This is a genomic window from Parabacteroides sp. AF17-28 (assembly GCF_003479205.1).
GTDB lineage: Bacteria > Bacteroidota > Bacteroidia > Bacteroidales > Tannerellaceae > Parabacteroides > Parabacteroides acidifaciens.
This window is the reverse complement of sequence record NZ_QUGV01000005.1, coordinates 116,807-135,459: the sequence shown is the minus strand read 5'-3', so window position 1 is coordinate 135,459 and position 18,653 is coordinate 116,807. Positions and strand designations below refer to the sequence as shown.

Sequence of the window (18,653 nt, the reverse complement as noted above, 5' to 3'; positions counted from 1 at the left end):
AGAGTATGAAAAAGTATTGGTTATCATTCGCATCCTTCCTGATGATTATCGTAGGACTGCTCAGAGGCGTTGGAGGCATCACCCTCCTGACACAAGGGGATAAACTGGATTTAGGGCTGCCTGTCACGGCAACGCCTGTCGAACTGAAGATTGCGGCCTACAGCCTGATTGCGGTATGCTGCCTGCTTATCATCTCCGCCATCTGCCTGACGATACGCCGCCTCGTCTCCAACTATGCCTTCTGCTGGATAAGCCTCGGGCTGTTTCTGGTCGGCGGGCTTATCAACGGCTTCCTTCTGTTCGGCCATCCGTTAGGCAGCGGCCAGTTGATCAACTGGGGTGTCAGCTTCGTGATCGGTCTTTGCCTGGTGTTGGGGAAAGATGACGTGCATCCTAAGTATATACAAAGTTACGAGAAGTAATCATGATAAACGAACTATTGCAACAAACGCTTGCCGCCTCGCGCCGGCTTGTCATGCTGGACGACGCGACTATCAACCGTGTCCTGCTCGATACGGCAGACGTACTGATGTCGCGCCAGGCCGAAGTGCTTGCCGCCAACGCGGAAGACCTCCGGCGCATGGACCCGGCGAATCCGAAATACGACCGTCTGAAGCTGACGGAAAAGCGTCTGGCGGGCATCGCCGGAGATATGAAGAACGTGGCTTCCCTCCCGTCGCCACTCGGCAGGCTGTTGAGCGAAACGGTGCGGCCGAACGGTATGGTGATACGGAAAGTGACCGTTCCCTTCGGCGTGATCGGCGTGATATACGAAGCCCGCCCGAACGTCACCTTCGACGTATTTTCCCTCTGCTTCAAGAGCGGGAATGCCTGCGTACTGAAAGGGGGCTCGGATGCGGATTGCTCGAACCGCGCTTTGGTTGCGATCATCCACGATGTGCTGGCTTCGCTGGGTATCGACCCGGCCATCTGCACCCTTCTCCCGCCCGACCGCGAAGCGACGACGGAGCTGTTGAATGCGGTCGGCCTGGTGGACCTCATCATCCCGCGCGGAAGCAGTTCGCTGATCAACTTTGTCCGTGACCATGCGCGCGTCCCGGTGATCGAAACCGGCGCCGGCATCTGCCATACCTATTTCGACAAGGAGGGCGACAAGGAGAAAGGACGCGAGATCGTGAACAATGCCAAGACGCGCCGCGTCAGTGTCTGCAACGCATTAGACTGTCTGATCATCCACGCCGACCGGCTGGCGGACCTTCCTTATATATGTGGCAAGTTGGCAGACAGCGACGTCACGATCTATGCCGACGAACCGGCCTTCGCCGCCCTTGCCGGACATTATCCTGCCGCCTTGCTCCAACCGGCTACGGCAGAGAGCTTCGGCACCGAGTTCTTAGACTACAAGATGTCGGTCCGTACCGTCGCTTCTCTCGATGAAGCATTAGCACACATCGCCCGCTACAGTTCGAAACACAGCGAAAGCATCGTCAGCGAGTCTGCCGACGCCGTCCGCCGCTTCCAGCAAATGGTCGACGCGGCCTGCGTCTACGCCAACGTTTCGACAGCCTTCACCGACGGCGCACAGTTCGGCTTCGGTGCCGAGATAGGTATCAGCACGCAGAAGCTGCACGCCCGCGGGCCGATGGCGCTGCCGGAACTGACGACTTATAAATATATTATCGAAGGGGAGGGACAGACGAGAAAAGATTAATTATCTTTGTTTGCACAAAAGAGGAACGACTATGGCAACATCAGTAATCAGGAAATACCCCATCGGCATACAGAGCTTCGAGAAGCTCCGCCGCGGACAATATATATATGTAGACAAGACGGATCTGGTCTACCAGTTAGCTACGGCCGGCAATCCCTGTTTCCTGAGCCGCCCCCGCCGTTTCGGGAAGAGTTTACTGCTTTCTACGTTCGAAGCCTACTTCTTAGGGAAGAAAGAGTTGTTCACCGGACTGGCTGTCGAACAGCTTGAGACGGAATGGGCGGTTCACCCGGTATTCCATCTCGATCTCAACGCCGAACGTTACGACAGTGTAGAGGAGCTGGACAATATGCTTGAAAGCCAGCTTTCCCGCTGGGAACAAACATACGGGATCACTCAGCCCAACCGGAGTATCTCCATCCGCTTCATGGATGTGATCCGCGAAGCCTCCGTGCAGACCGGTCGCGGCGTGGTAGTCCTTATCGACGAATACGACAAACCCCTGCTCCGCTCTTTTCACAACGAGGAGTTACAGCAACAGTTCCGCAATCGTCTGACTGCTTTCTATACCGTGCTGAAAAGCGCCGACCCGTGGCTACGGTTCGTCTTCATCACCGGTGTAACGAAGTTCGCACAGATGAGTGTGTTCAGCGAGCTCAACCAACTGACCGACATCAGCCAGCTGCCTCAATATGCCACCCTTTGCGGTATGACGCGCAGTGAAATCGAAGACAGTTTCGCTCCCGACATAGAGGAGTTAGGCAGGCTCAATAACCTGACAACGGAAGAGGTCATGAATAAGCTGACCCGCCTTTATGACGGCTACCGGTTCAGCGAATATGCTACCGAAGGGATATACAACCCGTTCAGCCTGCTGAGTGTGATGTCGTATAAGGTATTCAAAGATTACTGGTTCGTCAGCGGCACCCCTACGTTTCTGGTAAACATGCTGAAGGACACAGACTACGACTTGCGTGAACTCGACGGCATCGAAGTGCCCTCCGCTGCATTGATCAACTACCGGGCAAGCAGCAAGGAGCCCGTCCCGATGATTTATCAGAGCGGATACCTGACGATAAAAAGTTATGACGAACGTTTCAAGACATATACTCTCGGCTTCCCGAATGAAGAGGTACGCTACGGCTTTCTCAACTTCGTGCTGCCTTTCTATACGCCGATCGACAGCGAGGAAGGTAACTTCTACATAGGCAAGTTTATACAAGAGTTGGAGAAAGGCGACCCCGAAGCCTTCCTCACCCGCCTGCGCGCTTTCTTTGCCGATATTCCTTACGAGCTCAACAACAAGACGGAGCGTCATTATCAGGTGGTGTTCTATCTTGTATTCAAATTGCTCGGGCAGTTTGCGGAAGCGGAAGTACGCAGTGCCAAAGGACGCGCCGATGCGGTCGTCAAAACAACCGACTACATCTACGTATTCGAGTTCAAGCTAGATGGCACCGTCGATGAAGCCATCCGTCAGATCGACGACAAAGGATATCTTATCCCTTACACCACCGACGGCAGGAAGTTGGTGAAAGTAGGAGTCTCCTTCAGCCGGGAAGAGCGGAATCTCGGAGAATGGGTGATTAAGGGCTAACTTGCTCCCGACCGATCGGGGATGGGCAAACGAAAAAATTAATTACCTTTGTTTACAGTAAACAAGAACGACAATGGCAACATCAGCAATCAGGAAATACCCCATCGGCATACAGAGCTTCGAGAAGCTCCGCCGCGGACAATATATATATGTAGACAAGACGGATCTGGTCTATCAGTTGGCTACGGCCGGCAATCCCTGTTTCCTGAGCCGCCCCCGCCGTTTCGGGAAGAGTTTGCTGCTTTCTACCCTGGAAGCTTACTTCGAAGGGAAACGCGAACTGTTTGAGGAATTGGCTATCGACAAGTTAGAAACGGATTGGGAAGTACACCCCGTGATGCACCTCGACCTCAATGCCCGCAACTACGAGACCCAAGAGGACCTTATTGCCATGCTCAACCAGCATTTAGAGAAGTGGGAAGCCCTGTATGGCGATGAAAAGAAAGACAGGGCGCCAGAGGAACGTTTTGCTTATATCATTGAACAGGCTTACTTGAAAACAGGGCATCCGGTAGTTGTCCTCATCGACGAATACGACAAGCCTTTGCTCCGTTCTTTTCACAGCGAGGAGTTACAACGCCAGTTCCGTAACACACTGACTGCGTTTTATACGGTACTGAAAAGTGCCGACCGTTACCTGCGTCTCGTCTTCATCACAGGTGTAACGAAGTTTGCGCAGATGAGTGTATTCAGCGAACTCAACCAACTGAACGACATCAGTATGGACTATGCTTATGCTGACTTATGCGGCATGACCAGTATCGAGATAGAAGCAACCTTTGCCCCTGAGCTAAAAGAGCTGGCAGCACAAACCGGACTATCCTACGAAGAAGTCAAGCAAAAGCTAACGGACCTATACGACGGCTACCATTTCACGGAGGACGTAAACAAGCCGGGAATATTCAATCCGTTCAGTGTGTTAAGCGCCTTCTCCAAGCAACGTTTCGGAGACTACTGGTTCTCCAGCGGCACTCCCACCTTCCTGGTGAATATGTTGAAGGAGACTGACTATGACCTGCGTGAGCTCGATGGTATCGAAGTGCCCTCCGCTGCACTGATCAGTTACCGGGCAAACAGCAAGGAGCCCGTCCCGATGATTTATCAGAGCGGGTATCTCACTATTAAGAGTTATGATAAAGAGTTTAAGACATATACCCTCGGCTTCCCGAATGAAGAGGTACGCTACGGCTTTCTCAACTTCGTACTGCCCTTCTATACGCCGATCGACAGCGAGGAGGGGAACTTCTACATAGGCAAGTTTGTACAAGAGTTGCGGAAAGGTGATCCTGAAACCTTCCTCACCCGCCTGCGCGCTTTCTTTGCCGATATACCTTACGAGCTGAACGACAAGACGGAACGTCATTATCAGGTGGTATTCTATCTTGTATTCAAATTGCTCGGGCAGTTTGCGGAAGCGGAAGTGCGCAGTGCCAAAGGACGCGCCGATGCAGTCGTCAAAACAGCCGACTACATCTACGTATTCGAGTTCAAGTTAGATGGCACCGTCGATGAAGCTATCCGTCAGATCGACGACAAAGGATATCTTATCCCTTACACCGCTGACGGCAGAAAGTTGGTGAAAGTAGGAGTCTCCTTCAGCCGGGAAGAGCGGAATCTTGGAGAATGGGTGATTAAGGGCTAACCTCCTATTAATCCGGACAAAGATTGTCCAGCTTCTAAAGAAATCGTATCTTCGTATCATATAAACAAATTGCATCAGTCGTATGGATACAACAAGCAACAGCCGTCTGCTCCCTATCGGAATACAAAGCTTCGAGAAACTTCGCTCGGAAGGTTTCCTCTATGTCGATAAAACCGCTCTCGTTTATAAGCTGGCGAACAGTCGTCTCCCCTACTTCCTGAGCCGTCCCCGCCGCTTCGGCAAGAGCTTGCTGCTTTCGACTCTCGAAGCCTACTTCCAAGGGAAGAAAGAGTTATTCAAAGGATTGGCTATCGAACAATTGGAAAAGGACTGGAAGGAATATCCAGTGCTCCACCTTGACCTCAATGCCGAAAAATACGACAGTCGCAAGGCGCTGGAAAGTATCCTCGAACGACAGCTCAAAGGATGGGAGGAACTTTACGAAACCGGGGGCGAAGGTATTACCCACTCCGGCCGCTTCATGACCGTAATACGGAAAGCATACGAAAAGACCGGCCGCCGCGTCGTCGTCCTGGTGGATGAGTATGACAAACCGATGCTCCGTTCCATGCACGACGAAGTATTGCAGAAAGACTTCCGCGAGACGCTGACCGCCTTCTATACCGTACTAAAAAGTGCCGACCTTTACCTGCAATTCGTCTTCATCACCGGTGTGACGAAGTTTGCACAAATGGGTATCTTCAGCAATCTGAACCAGCTGAACGACATCAGCTTCGATATCGAGTATGATACGCTCTGCGGTATGACCCATCCGGAAATCGAGGCGACCTTCCGCCCGGAGCTGGAAGCTATGGCGACCAAGAATAAACTGTCTTTCGACAAGATGTTTGCCGAGCTGACCCGACAATACGATGGCTACCGTTTCACACCGGATGAAGAGTTTCACCCGATGTACAACCCTTTCAGTGTACTGAGCGCCCTGAGCAAAAGCCGCTTCGGAAACTACTGGTTTGCCAGCGGCACACCGACCTTCCTGGTCGAAATGCTTAAGAAGACGGACTATGACCTCCGTGAGATGGAAGGTGTCGAAGTATCTGCCGCCAGCCTCTCCGACGACCGGGCCAACATACACAACCCCATCCCGATGATCTACCAGAGCGGCTATCTGACAATAAAAGAGTATGATGAGCGGTTTAACCAGTACACCCTCGGCTTCCCGAACGAAGAGGTGAAATATGGCTTCCTCAACTTCGCAGCCCCTTTCTATACGCCGGTTGCTGCACAAGATACAAGCTTCTATATCGGCAAGTTTGTCAGGGAACTTGAAAAAGGAGAGACAGAGGCTTTCCTCACCCGCCTGCGCGCCTTCTTCGCCGACATTCCGTATGAGCTGAACGACAAGACGGAGCGGCACTATCAGGTCATCTTCTATTTAGTCTTCAAACTAATGGGGCAGTTCGTCGAAGCGGAAGTGCGCAGTGCCAAAGGACGTGCCGATGCAGTGGTCTGGACGGACGACTACATCTACGTATTCGAGTTCAAACTGAACGGCTCCACCGATGAAGCCATCCGTCAGATCGATGACAAAGGATATCTTATCCCTTACACCGCCGACGGCAGGAAGTTGGTGAAAGTAGGAGTATCCTTCAGCCGGGAAGAGCGGAATCTTGGAGAATGGGTGATTAAGGGCTAACTCAGTCATATCCCGACCAATATCCGGGACTTTGCATTCTCCCCGGAAATGCCTACATTTGTGCCTCACTACATTAAATAGTATAATATGAGAAACTTCACTTGTGTACAGGATTTGGGCGACCTCAAGCAGGCGCTCGCCGAAGCGTTCGAGATTAAGAAAGACCGTTACCAGTTCACCGAGCTGGGCAAGAACAAGACGTTATTAATGATATTCTTCAACTCCAGCCTCCGTACCCGCCTCTCCACACAGAAGGCGGCCATGAACTTAGGCATGAATACGATGGTGCTCGACGTAAACCAGGGTGCCTGGAAACTGGAAACAGAGCGGGGCGTCATCATGGATGGCGACAAACCCGAACATCTCTTAGAGGCCGTTCCGGTCATGGGTTGCTACTGCGACGTGATCGGCGTACGTTCCTTTGCCCGCTTCGAGAGTAAGGAAGACGACTACAACGAAAAGATACTGAACCAGTTCATCCAATACTCCGGTCGGCCGGTGTTCAGTATGGAAGCGGCTACCCGCCACCCGTTACAGAGCTTCGCCGACCTGATCACGATTGAAGAGTATAAGAAGACAGCCCGTCCGAAGGTCGTAATGACTTGGGCACCGCATCCTAAATCGCTTCCGCAAGCCGTTCCCAACAGCTTTGCCGAATGGATGAATGCGACCGACTACGAATTTGTGATTACGCATCCGGAAGGCTACGAGCTGGACCCGCGCTTCGTCGGCAACGCCCGCGTGGAATATGACCAGAAGAAAGCCTTCGAAGGGGCTGACTTTATCTATGCCAAGAACTGGGCTGCCTACGCCGATCCCAACTACGGCAAAGTCCTCAACATGGACCGCAGCTGGACAGTCGACACCGAAAAGATGGCACTGACCAACAACGCCTACTTCATGCACTGCCTCCCCGTCCGCCGCAATATGATCGTAACGGACGACGTAATCGAAAGCCCGCAAAGCATCGTCATCCCCGAAGCTGCCAATCGCGAGATTTCGGCACAGACGGTGTTGAAGAAGATATTGATGGAGTTGTAATAGAGGAATGAAGAGTTCCTTGTTCCCGCGCTTGACGCGGGATCGCATTAGAACTGGCCGTATAATAATTTATTGATTAGGCTTATTCTCTTGCGGCCCCGCGTCAAAGCGCGGGGACAAGGGAGTTTAACACATTCCTTGCCAACATTTATTATAATAATCCTATGAAAACAAACTTACTCATCTTCCTCTCCCTCCTGCTTTTAGGCAGTTGCACGATGCAACCGCAATACATCGAAACAAACGGGCAGTTACATACACCTTATCGCATCCTCTACCAATATACAGAACCGCTCGATGACGAGATACACGCCGAACTGAAACGATATTACCATTCCCTCAACCCTTTCGACTCGCTCTCCATCATCTCACAGGTCAACCGGAATAAGGAAGTGGAAGTAGACACCCTTTTCGCCGAAGTCTTCCGCAAGGCAAGAGAAGTATCATCCAGGACAGACGGGATGTACGACATTACCTGCGCCCCGCTCATTAACCTCTGGGGTTTCGGATTCAGCAAGATGGACAGTGTTACGCCGCAGATGATAGACAGCATCCGCTCTTTTGTCGGTTACCAAAAAGTCCGGTTGGAAGGAAGACATATAATAAAGGACGATCCGCGCCTCCTGCTAAACTGTTCGTCGATGGGCGACGGTTGTAGCTGTGAAGTGATCGCCCGCCTGCTGGAAAGCAAAGGCATCCGGAACTACATGATCGACATCGGAGGCGAATTTGCCACCAAAGGCGTTAATGCGAAAGGCCAATGCTGGCATCTCGGCATCGCCAAACCGGTTGACGATCCGATGGGAGTCAACCAGGAAACAGAAGTAATCGTGCAACTTTGCGGGCGCCTCGGCCTTGCCACCTCCGGCGACTACCGGAACTTCTACATCAAGGACGGCAAGAAATATGCCCACACGATCAATCCGCTTACCGGCTATCCCGCTGCCCAACCTGTCGGAAGCGTCACCGTCATTGCTCCCGACTGTATGTATGCCGATGCTTATGCTACCGCTTTCATGGCGATGGGACGTGATGAAGCCCGCCGGATAAAGGAGCAGCTACCGGATATCGAATATATGTTCATCTATATGGATGAAGACGGCAATTACCAGACCGACTGCTCGGCAGGCTTCGACCGGTATCTGCTAAAATAAGCCGTATTCGTTACAGATTATACGTCAGCGTCAACCAGGTCACCTGTGCATCGCGGTTGCGGACCTGCGTGATCTGCAAGTCAGGAGTGTCGACAATCGTTGTCTCTTTGAGGCCGTTGAAGATATTGTTGATGCTCAGGTTGGCACGCAGTTTGCGGTGCATGAAATACTGGGAGATGCCGGCGTTCACGCTGGAACGGTGTTTGATCTTTCCCTGCGGAGTGAGCTGGTCGGAGATGTAAAAGCCGTCGAGCTGCAATTCCGTAGTCGGTGTGATGGCAATATTGATATTGCCTTTGACATCACCGCAAACCAGCGATTTCTTTTCATCATAACCGATCGTGCGGCCGTCGATCTCGTCGCGGAAGATATCGCCGGACAGGCCGATCGACAAAATACGGATCGGTTGCCAGGTTCCAGACAGTTCAAACCCAAAGGTCTGGCTATGGCCGATATTCTCCTTTTGCCAAATCGTTTCGTTGTCGGACGAGGTTGCGATATCCATGATCCGGTTCCTTTTGTTGCGGTAGTAAAGGCTCGGCGACAGGCGGAAATGGTTATTTGAATACAAATAAGACAACTCGAAAGAATGGATGAACTCATCCTTCAAATCTGGGTTTCCCTTCTTTATATAAGTGGCGTCGCTCCTGTCGACAAACGGGTTCAGGTCTACGCCATACGGACGGATGGCGCGCTGTGTATAGCTCAACGCAAACTCACCGGCCTTACCGGTCTCATACGCCAACTTCACACGCGGATAAAAATGAGTACGTGTGTCATCGTCTGTATTCTGCCAGTTCATCTCGGCCTGTACGCCCACTTCCGCATAGAAAGCATCCCAGCTTTTATCCAAAGAAGCCAGAAGCAGATTGGTCCGGCGCTTGAAGCCGAAATCATTCAGCTTCTGCATATCGGGTTCCCAATTCCCATTCGCCAGTTTATTCCCTTCCGCCAGATAAGTCTCGTCTTTGAAGCGGCCGATATATCCGACATGCAAATTCAGGTCGTTGGCAAAAGCCGTACGATAGATCGCAGACAGATAGTAATTGTTCTTATCCTGGTTGACGAAATAATTATCTTCGGCAATGATAGCTCCCGTCTCCGGTTTCTCGTTCTTGTATGCGTTGTCTTCGTCGTAGGTGAAGTTGTTATAGTTGAATGTCACATCCAGGCGGTTCTCCGGATTGCGGAACGTGTGGCTCCAACGCGCCTCGGCCGCATAGGCTTCCTGACGCTGGTCGTTATAGCGGTGGCGGAACATGACCGGTTGCAGGTTGCCGTCTACCAATTTATTATTATGGATCTTCCCGTAACGGCTGTAATCCATCAGGCTATACAAGCCATATACGGTGATCAGATCGTTAGCCGTCAGGTCGTATCCGACACTCAGGTCAGCCAGATGCACATCCGGACGGGCCGATGCGTTATTGTTCATCACTGTTGTCCCCGCCTTGTTCGTCGTCGATTTGCTAAACGTACGTTTCCGGTACTCGCGGCGGTAGTTATATTTCCCGACAATATGGAACTTGCCGGGATGCAGGTTCAGGATCGCCCCGGCGTTATATCGTTCCTGAAATCCTGCGCCTAATGTCACGATAAGTGGAGAATCCTTATCGGTATAGGTTGTCGACGACAGGTTCAGAACTCCCGCATCTCCATCGGGCACCAACTCGATAGAAGGAGTCGCCGTCATCGACACCCGGTTGAAGAAGAGCGCCGGAAGCTGGATCAGCATATCCCCGCTGTATTCCTCCATCAGCCCGTACGGAACGCCGTTGATCAACAGGCCGGGATGGCTGGAACCACGGAACGTAATTCCACCCTCGATATCCGTTACAACCGACGGCAACTGGCGGAACACATCCGCTGTCGTACCGGTCACACCACTCAGGTTATAATCAACCTGCAGGCGTTTCACATCGCCGCCGGTCAACCCGCCGAAGCGTTTTCCCTGGATTTCAATACTCTGCAAAGAGACTGTCTTATCGACAGGCTCCTGCGAGAATGCAGGCAGACTCAGCCATGCAAGAACCGGAAGAATCAATAACGTTCGTTTCATACTCGTCTATTTCAAAGGTTCATAAAACAAAAAAAGTCTGTATGTTATGCGCATACAGACTGTCCTCATCAACTGATTACCGAATGGATTATTCAGCAGGAGCAGCTTCAGTTTCAGCAGCCGGAGCTTCAACAACTGTTGAATCGCCTTCAGCAACTGTTACTTCTTCTGTTGCTTCTTCAGCAGCAGGTGCAACAACTTCTTCTACTGTAGCTTCTGTTTCAGTTTCTGCAACTTCAGTATTTTCTGCTGATTTGTTGCCACAAGATGTGAATGATACAGCTGCGATAACAGCAGCAAATGCAACTAACTTTTTCATTTTGTTTTTTAATTTAAACGGTCTATAATATCTTCTTGTCTTAAAACGATGCAAATGTATGTATTAATCAAACATGTTGTACAACATAGTACGTTTTTTTTCAAATTATTTTTCACACATTCGCCAACAAGCTGATAGCCAGACCGGATAAACAAATCAATAGTTGCTATACAGGTAACGCTTGATACTCTTCTTCGGCGTCTTTTCAAATTCCGTCGGATAGAGTTGCAAGGCGGAAACGGCTTCGAAAGGTGCTAAAAGTTTGTTAAGTTCGATCCGGTTCTGTTCCATGATAAGCGGAAGGTCCTCGTGCGAAACGCCTGTCCCGTCCACCGTATCATAATCCGGATAAACCAGCCCTATCAGCTTGCCGTTCTTCTCGATTACAATACTTTCCATCACAAACGGCAGGTTATTCAACTTCGATTCGATTATCTCCGGATAAATGTTTTGTCCGCTTGCCCCGAGAATCATCGTCTTGCTGCGGCCACGGATATAGATGCGGTTGTCATGGTCGATCGTTCCTAAGTCGCCCGTGTGCAGCCAGCCGTCTTCGGTAAAGGCTTGTGAGGTCGCTTCTTCGTTCTTATAGTAACCTTTCATCACGTTCTCGCCGCGAACCTGGATTTCCCCTACCTTATTATATGGGTCGTCCGAGTCGATGCGCACCTCCATGATTCCTTTCAGCACCTGTCCGCAGGAACCGGGCACATATTCATCGTTATGGTCGTAGCTGATCAGCGGTCCGCACTCCGTCATGCCATAACCGACCGTGAACGGGAATTTGATCTTATACAGAAACTCCGTCACCTCGTCGTTCATCGCCGCACCGCCTACGATCACTTCGCGGAAGCGTCCGCCGAAAGCGTCCACCAGCTTCTTCCGTATCTGCGCATAGATACGGGAATCCAGCAGCGGGATATTCAACGCCAACTTCATCGTCGTCTTGCCGAGCTGCGGCAGGATCATCTTCTTATAAATCTTTTCCAGGATAAGCGGGACAGTCAGGATCAGGTTCGGCTTCACCTCCTCGAACGCTTTCAGCAATATCTTGGGAGAAGGAACCTTGCCCAGCAGATAGACATGCGCCCCGACAGCCATCGGCACGAGGAAATTGAAAGCGCAGCTGTAGGCATGCGCCAGCGGAAGGAAGCAGACTTCGCGTTCCCCTCTATACAAGACACCGAGCTGGATGCCGTACATCACGTTTCCCGCCAGGTTGTTTCCTGTCAGCATAACGCCTTTGCTAAAACCGGTCGTGCCGGAAGTATAGTTCAGCAAGACAACCTTGTCATTATCGAGTTCTGCGTATTTGATATCGTCCTTTCCGAACCCGTTCGGATATTTCTCCGCCATCTTCGCCTCCATCCCTTTCAGAAGTTTCTGGATGCTTTCGCCGTCGCGCTGATGCAGGCAACGGAAATCGGACAGCGAGAACACGCCGCGCACATCCCCGATCATGTCTTCTTCCAACGAATCCCAGATACGGTCGCTGACAAAAAGGAAAACCGACTCGGAGTGGTTGATGATATGATGCACATCGTTCGGGCTGAAGTCCTGCAAGATCGGCACGATAATCGCACCGTAGGTGACAGCCGCCATATAGACAATGCACCAGCGCGCACTGTCTTTCCCGATCAGAGCAATCTTATCGCCCCGCCGTATCTGGCATTCTTCAAACAGGATGTGGATGCGGGCAATCTCCTCCGCTACGTCCGCAAAAGAAAAGGTCGTTCCCTTACTGTAATCCGTCAAGGCGGGCAGTTCCCAGTTGTTCTTGAAACTGTTCTCGTATATCTTGATAAAGTTCTCTTGTATCATACCGCGCACAATGTTATAATTGGGACAAAAGTACAGACTAACTAACAAATAAGCAACAGATACGTATAGTTTAACCCTTTCACCTTATGCTCTTAGCTCTTTCCATACGGCTCATTAGTTGTCCGCTTGGTGGCGAACGATCGTTCGCTTGCCGCCGGACGATCGTTCACCGCCAAGCGGACGATCGTTCACCGGGCGGCGGACAACTAATGAATAGCAGAGAAAGAGTTAACGGATAAGGTAGAAAATCATAATTTATACTTATCTTTCGGCTATCAAATAACGAGTATATGAATAAATGGATCATACTTCTATGCGGAGCACTGGCGGGTTGCCAGATTTCGCCTAAGGAGGAAGCAGACGGCAACGCCTGCCAAACGATTAACCTGGCTACTGTTTTAGACCGGGAACCGACCGGGATAAAGCTGGACGAATGGGCGAAAAGCGTCCGCTTCATCCCGCTGGAAACGACCGACTCCGTGCTGCTGAATGCCTATATCCCGCAATTGGTTTACTTCCAGGACAAATTAGTAATCTACAATAATGAGAAGATATACCTTTTCAACCCGGAAGGGAAATTCATCCGGATGATCGGGAACAAAGGCGAAGGGCCGGAAGAATTTCTTGCCGCCGGCAATCTGAGTGTCGACGAAGAGGGCATCCACATCGAAGACTATTGCAAATGGATCAAGACGTACGGCTGGGACGGCAAATGGAAACGGACAACAAGTGTTCCCGCCAATATCAACATCCAGGAAGTCCTTCCGCTGCCCGACGGACGGAACATCGGATATGTCCAGAATATATCCGGAAAGGAGCCGACGCGCATGTACCTGTTCCGCGATTCGACCGTGCTGGATTCGATACCTTACGCCCGGAGCTTCGAGCCGGGAGAGATCAAGATGGTGTTCTACAGTGAATGCAAAGCCTTTTCCACTCCGTCCGGCGATTACGTGAAAGAGATGTTCAACGATACGATCTACCGCATCACAAAAGAGAATACGCTTGCTGCCCGCTGGATGGTGGACGCCGGACAATACAAAATGCCGGAAGGCGGCCGTTACCAACTGCAAGACCCGCGCAACAGCCTGTTCCAGGAAAAGAAGGCGGCCCACATCAGCGTTGTCGGTAACAGCAACGGACTTTTATATCTGACAGCCAACCTGAACGGCAAGTCTTATCTGGTCTGCTACGACGAGAAGGACGGGAAAACGGAAAGTGTCAAACTGCCTTACCCCGAACATCATTTCGAGTTCAAGGAAGAAAATACGTTTGTTCCCCGCTTCGTTTCGGAAGACAGCCGCTACCTGATCGGCTACGAGGCGCAGGAGAACGATGAGAATCCGGTTATCATCTTGGCGGAACGATAAGAGGATGTCATAAGCTATACATTTATATAGTTTACAGGGAACAGAAGCGTTTAATCCTTGTTTTTATATATATTATTCATTACCTTCGCAGAAAAGAATGAATATGTGGACAGAGATGAGCAATCCCGCGATACTGCTTAAGATTGGAAGCCGTATCAGAGAGACAAGGATCAGGCAGGATAAAACACAAGCAGAACTTGCCTTGGCTTCCGGCGTAACACCGCTTACGGTTGCTAATATAGAGAAAGGGAAGTCTGTCAGTACGCTTATACTGATAAGCGTACTAAGGGAATTAGGTCTGTTGGAGAATCTGGAGAACCTTGTTCCCGAGGCCAAAATAAGCCCACTGCAATTAAAGAAAATACAAGGCAAGAAACGCTCGCGTGTACGCCGGCTAAAATCAAACGACAATGAATGAATTGATAGTAGACGTAACACTGTGGGGAAAAAGCGTCGGTTCCCTTTACTGGGAGAAAGAGGCCGGAGCAGCCGTCTTCGATTATGAAAGAAAGTTCCTCCGTTCCGGATTGGATATTTCTCCGATAGTAATGCCTTTAGACAGGTATAGCGGCGAGCCTTACCAGTTCTTAAGCAACCGGAATAATTGTTTCAAAGGCCTGCCTGGCCTGTTCGCCGATTCCCTGCCGGATGCCTTCGGTAATCAAATCATCGACGAATGGTTTGCAAGCCGGGGATTGTCAGGCGAAGAAATCACTCCGTTAGACCGTTTATGCTATGTAGGCAAAAGAGCAATGGGAGCACTCGAGTTCGAACCGAGTCAGGAGATCGAAGGTTTCGGCGAGTCATCGATCATCCACGTGCAAGAACTGACCAATCTTGCCAAGGCTGTTTTTACAGATCGCGAGAACTTCCGTACCCGGCTCAACCAGTCTGATAAAAAGATTTTGGATATGCTCAAGGTCGGAACCTCTGCCGGCGGTGCAAAACCTAAAGCTATCATCGCCTACAATGACGTCACCGGAGAAGTTCGTTCCGGCCAGGTACAGGCACCGGAAGGTTTCGGCTATTGGCTGCTGAAGTTTGATGGCGGCACATACTCCGAACATTCGGAAATAACAGATAACCCGCAAGGCATAGGAAATATAGAATATGCCTATTATCTGATGGCCAAGGATTGCGGCATCGAGATGACGGAATGCAGACTTCTACCTGAAGGAGATTCACATCACTTTATGACCAAACGGTTCGACCGTACCGAAACTGGCGAGAAGATACACGTACAGACATTAGCCGGTATCGCTCATTATGACCGCGACCAAAGGCACTCATACGAAGAAGCGTTCAGAGTCATGCGTGCGATGAGACTGAGTTATCCGCAACAGGAACAATTGTACCGGAGAATGGTATTCAACGTCATGTCGCGCAACCACGACGATCATACGAAAAACTATTCCTTCCTGATGGATAAAGACGGCAGCTGGAGCTTGGCGCCGGCTTACGATTTATGCTACTCATACACGCCAGGCGGCAAATGGACCAACCGACATCAGCTCTCACTCAATGGTAAACAAGACAACTTCACTTACGAAGACCTTGTTGCCGTTGCCGGGAATATGGGGATAAGAAACGGTAAATATATCATCGAACAAATCAGGGAAACAATCTCCCATTGGAAAGATTACGCAAAAGAAGGAGGCGTAAAAGAAAGGCACAGTCAAATTATCGACGACAACCTTCTATGTTATCATCTTGGCGGAACGATAAACAAATTGTAGCATGAATCTGAAAGTATTATTCATCATAACAGGACTATGTGTATTAGGATGCACCCGCATATGTGCACAGGGAGCAGGGACAACCGATTCCCTGTCCCGCCATCCGCTCATTCACGAGATCGGCGTTGATTTCCGTCCCGTCTACCTTATTCCTACCAATGAGTTTTTTTCAGGCAAGAACGCGACGTGGGAGCCTTTGCGCAAATCCGTGTCGGCACACCTGAAATACTCGTTCCGGTTTCATCCGGAATCGAAGACAGGGAAATTATATCCGTACACATATCAGGGGATCGGCGTTTCGTATCACTCATTCTTTGACAAGGCAGAAATCGGGACTCCGGTGTCGGTATATGCTTTCCAGGGGTCGCGCATAGCCCGGCTCGCTCCCCGGCTGTCGCTGGATTACGAATGGAACTTCGGCGCCTCTTTCGGGTGGGAGAAGTACGATCCGATAACCAATTCCTACAATTATGTAGTAGGATCGAAGATCAATGCCTATATCAATTTGGGCCTCTTGCTGAACTGGCGATTAGCGGCAGGATGGCGGCTGACAGCGGGCGTCGACCTGACCCATTTCTCCAACGGTAACACCCAATATCCCAATGCAGGCGTCAATACCGTCGGAGGCAGGATCGGATTGGTGCACACGTTCGGAGAAAATGACGGGACGGCAATGCCCGACAGGCCGGCCGCGCTGCGTACCACGCCGCACATCAGCTATGACATCGTCTTATACGGCGCATCGAAGCGGAAAGGGGTTATCAAACCCGATGATTCTTACCTGGCACCCGGTTCGTTCGGCGTATTCGGGTTCAATATCAATCCCATGTACAACTTCCACAAATACTTCCGCGCCGGGGCCTCGCTCGACGTGCAATATGACGAAAGCGCCAACATCAAGGAATACGAGGCCGACTATAACGGCCAGTCAGAACACCGGTTTTACCGCCCGCCGTTCAAGGAACAACTGGCAATCGGGTTATCCGCACGTGGGGAACTGGTCATGCCGATCTTCACGATCAATTTAGGCATAGGCTACAACGTGTACCACAAATGCTCCGATACACAAGGGATGTACCAGATCATGGCGCTGAAGACATCCATCACCCGCGACCTGTTCCTGCACGTGGGATACCAGTTGAGCAAGTTCAAAGATCCCAACAACCTGATGTTAGGGATCGGTTACCGGTTCCACAATAAACGATAAGAATATACTATGTCCAAACATTTTCGCTAAATTTGCGCGATAATTAAAAGACAATGATTGACAAGACTGTTTTTGAGAATAAGATTGCCGCATACTATACATTAGGATGCAAGCTCAACTTCGCCGAAACATCGACCATAGGAAAAGTACTTGCCGAACAAGGCGTACGCAAAGCGCGTGCGGGTGAAAAAGCGGATATCTGCGTTGTCAACACCTGCTCTGTGACGGAGCTGGCAGACAAGAAATGCCGCCAGGCGATCCGGCGTATCGGCAAACAGCATCCGGGAGCCTTCGTCGTGGTGACCGGCTGTTACGCCCAGCTGAAGCCGGAAGAGGTTTCGCACATCGAAGGGGTCGACCTCGTGTTGGGAGCCGAACAGAAGTTGGACATACTGATGTATTTAGACGACCTGAAAAAGAAAGAAGAGGGAGGCGCCGTCATTGCTTCCCAGACAAAAGATATACGTACCTTCTCGCCCTCCTGCTCGGCGGACGACCGTACGCGCCATTTCCTGAAAGTGCAGGACGGATGCGACTATTTCTGCTCCTACTGTACCATCCCGTTCGCACGCGGACGAAGCCGCAACGGAACGATCGACAGTATGGTGAAACAGGCGGAAGAGGTGGCAGCCAAAGGGGGAAAAGAGATTGTGCTGACAGGTGTCAACATCGGTGATTTCGGGAAGAGCACGGGCGAGACGTTTATCGACCTGATCCGTGCGCTCGACGAGGTGGAAGGCATCGTGCGCTACCGCATCTCCTCTATCGAACCGAACCTGATCACCGACGAAGCGATCGACTTCGTGGCAGGCAGCAAGCGTTTCGCGCCTCATTTCCATATTCCCCTGCAAAGCGGGAGCGACGAGGTGTTGAAGCTGATGCGCCGCCGTTACGATACGGAGCTGTTCCGGCATAAGATAGAAAAGATCAAGGAAGTGATGCCGCATGCCTTTATCGGTGTGGATGTGATTGTCGGGACACGCGGCGAGACGGATGCCTGTTTCGAGGAAGCCCGCGCCTTTATCGACAGCCTCGACATCAGCCAGCTGCATGTGTTCAGCTATTCGGAACGTCCGGGGACGCAGGCGCTCAAGATCGACCACGTTGTCGATCCGAAGACCAAGCATGCCCGCAGCCAACAACTGTTAGACATATCCGACCGCAAGCTCCATGCTTTCTATGAGGCTCATATCGGCCGGGAGGCAAACGTCCTGTTCGAACAGACCCGCAAAGGCGGCATGATGCACGGTTTCACCGAGAACTATATCAAGGCGGAGATCCCTTACGACAATTCCCTGGTCAACGAAACGCGCCGGGTGATATTGGAAGGCTGGAATGAGGACGGAACGGCTTTAGTTGTAAAGATAATAGAATAATATAT

General features: G+C 51.0%; 15 protein-coding genes. 12 read left to right on the top strand and 3 right to left on the bottom strand.

Translation table 11 applies throughout. The annotated features are described in order from the left end of the window. Positions 1-5 precede the first annotated feature (5 nt). The 7 genes from DWW90_RS05250 to DWW90_RS05220 all read left to right on the top strand — a co-directional run bounded on the left by DWW90_RS05250 (position 6) and on the right by DWW90_RS05220 (position 8,760). Entirely contained in the window at positions 6-422 is a 417-nt protein-coding gene (locus DWW90_RS05250) for a hypothetical protein (RefSeq protein WP_122344243.1), read from the top strand. 2 nt (positions 423-424) lie between these two features. After that, positions 425-1,672: a glutamate-5-semialdehyde dehydrogenase gene (locus DWW90_RS05245; protein WP_122344242.1), complete on the top strand. Its 1,248-nt coding sequence runs from the start codon at positions 425-427 to the stop codon at positions 1,670-1,672. Positions 1,673-1,703: 31 nt separating this feature from the next. Further along, positions 1,704-3,269, top strand: coding sequence for an ATP-binding protein (locus tag DWW90_RS05240; protein WP_122344241.1), 1,566 nt, complete (start codon positions 1,704-1,706; stop codon positions 3,267-3,269). A 73-nt stretch (positions 3,270-3,342) separates the two neighbouring features. Then, complete coding sequence (locus tag DWW90_RS05235) at positions 3,343-4,911, top strand: ATP-binding protein (protein WP_122344240.1); 1,569 nt, start codon at positions 3,343-3,345, stop codon at positions 4,909-4,911. Between the two features lie 82 nt (positions 4,912-4,993). Next, the gene (locus tag DWW90_RS05230; RefSeq protein ID WP_122344239.1) at positions 4,994-6,565 is read left to right on the top strand and encodes an ATP-binding protein; all 1,572 of its coding nucleotides are present in this window, start codon (positions 4,994-4,996) and stop codon (positions 6,563-6,565) included. A gap of 87 nt (positions 6,566-6,652) precedes the next feature. Beyond that, the gene (locus tag DWW90_RS05225) at positions 6,653-7,606 is read left to right on the top strand and encodes an acetylornithine carbamoyltransferase (RefSeq protein WP_115497890.1); all 954 of its coding nucleotides are present in this window, start codon (positions 6,653-6,655) and stop codon (positions 7,604-7,606) included. 164 nt (positions 7,607-7,770) lie between these two features. Further along, positions 7,771-8,760, top strand: coding sequence for an FAD:protein FMN transferase (locus tag DWW90_RS05220; protein ID WP_122344238.1), 990 nt, complete (start codon positions 7,771-7,773; stop codon positions 8,758-8,760). A 10-nt stretch (positions 8,761-8,770) separates the two neighbouring features. Here DWW90_RS05220 and DWW90_RS05215 read toward each other — a convergent pair whose 3' ends face one another. From DWW90_RS05215 to DWW90_RS05205, 3 genes are all read right to left on the bottom strand, one after another. After that, complete coding sequence (locus tag DWW90_RS05215; protein ID WP_122344237.1) at positions 8,771-10,819, bottom strand: outer membrane beta-barrel family protein; 2,049 nt, start codon at positions 10,817-10,819, stop codon at positions 8,771-8,773. Positions 10,820-10,907: 88 nt separating this feature from the next. After that, positions 10,908-11,138 carry a hypothetical protein gene (locus DWW90_RS05210; protein ID WP_115497887.1) on the bottom strand — a complete coding sequence of 77 codons (231 nt, stop codon included), beginning with the start codon at positions 11,136-11,138 and terminating at the stop codon, positions 10,908-10,910. Between the two features lie 156 nt (positions 11,139-11,294). After that, positions 11,295-12,959, bottom strand: a complete 1,665-nt coding sequence (locus DWW90_RS05205) for an AMP-binding protein (protein ID WP_122344236.1) — start codon at positions 12,957-12,959, stop codon at positions 11,295-11,297. A gap of 290 nt (positions 12,960-13,249) precedes the next feature. On the opposite strand from DWW90_RS05205, the gene DWW90_RS05200 reads away from it, so the two are divergent. From DWW90_RS05200 to mtaB, 5 genes are all read left to right on the top strand, one after another. Continuing rightward, positions 13,250-14,329: a 6-bladed beta-propeller gene (locus DWW90_RS05200; protein ID WP_122344235.1), complete on the top strand. Its 1,080-nt coding sequence runs from the start codon at positions 13,250-13,252 to the stop codon at positions 14,327-14,329. Between the two features lie 103 nt (positions 14,330-14,432). Next, positions 14,433-14,747, top strand: a complete 315-nt coding sequence (locus tag DWW90_RS05195) for a helix-turn-helix transcriptional regulator (RefSeq protein WP_115497958.1) — start codon at positions 14,433-14,435, stop codon at positions 14,745-14,747. After that, positions 14,740-16,065: a type II toxin-antitoxin system HipA family toxin gene (locus tag DWW90_RS05190; protein ID WP_122344234.1), complete on the top strand. Its 1,326-nt coding sequence runs from the start codon at positions 14,740-14,742 to the stop codon at positions 16,063-16,065. Before DWW90_RS05195 ends, DWW90_RS05190 begins: the two co-directional genes overlap by 8 nt. Position 16,066: 1 nt before the next feature. Beyond that, the gene (locus DWW90_RS05185; protein WP_122344233.1) at positions 16,067-17,272 is read left to right on the top strand and encodes an acyloxyacyl hydrolase; all 1,206 of its coding nucleotides are present in this window, start codon (positions 16,067-16,069) and stop codon (positions 17,270-17,272) included. Positions 17,273-17,325: 53 nt separating this feature from the next. Continuing rightward, the gene (gene mtaB / locus DWW90_RS05180; protein ID WP_115497882.1) at positions 17,326-18,648 is read left to right on the top strand and encodes a tRNA (N(6)-L-threonylcarbamoyladenosine(37)-C(2))-methylthiotransferase MtaB; all 1,323 of its coding nucleotides are present in this window, start codon (positions 17,326-17,328) and stop codon (positions 18,646-18,648) included. Positions 18,649-18,653: the final 5 nt, after the last annotated feature.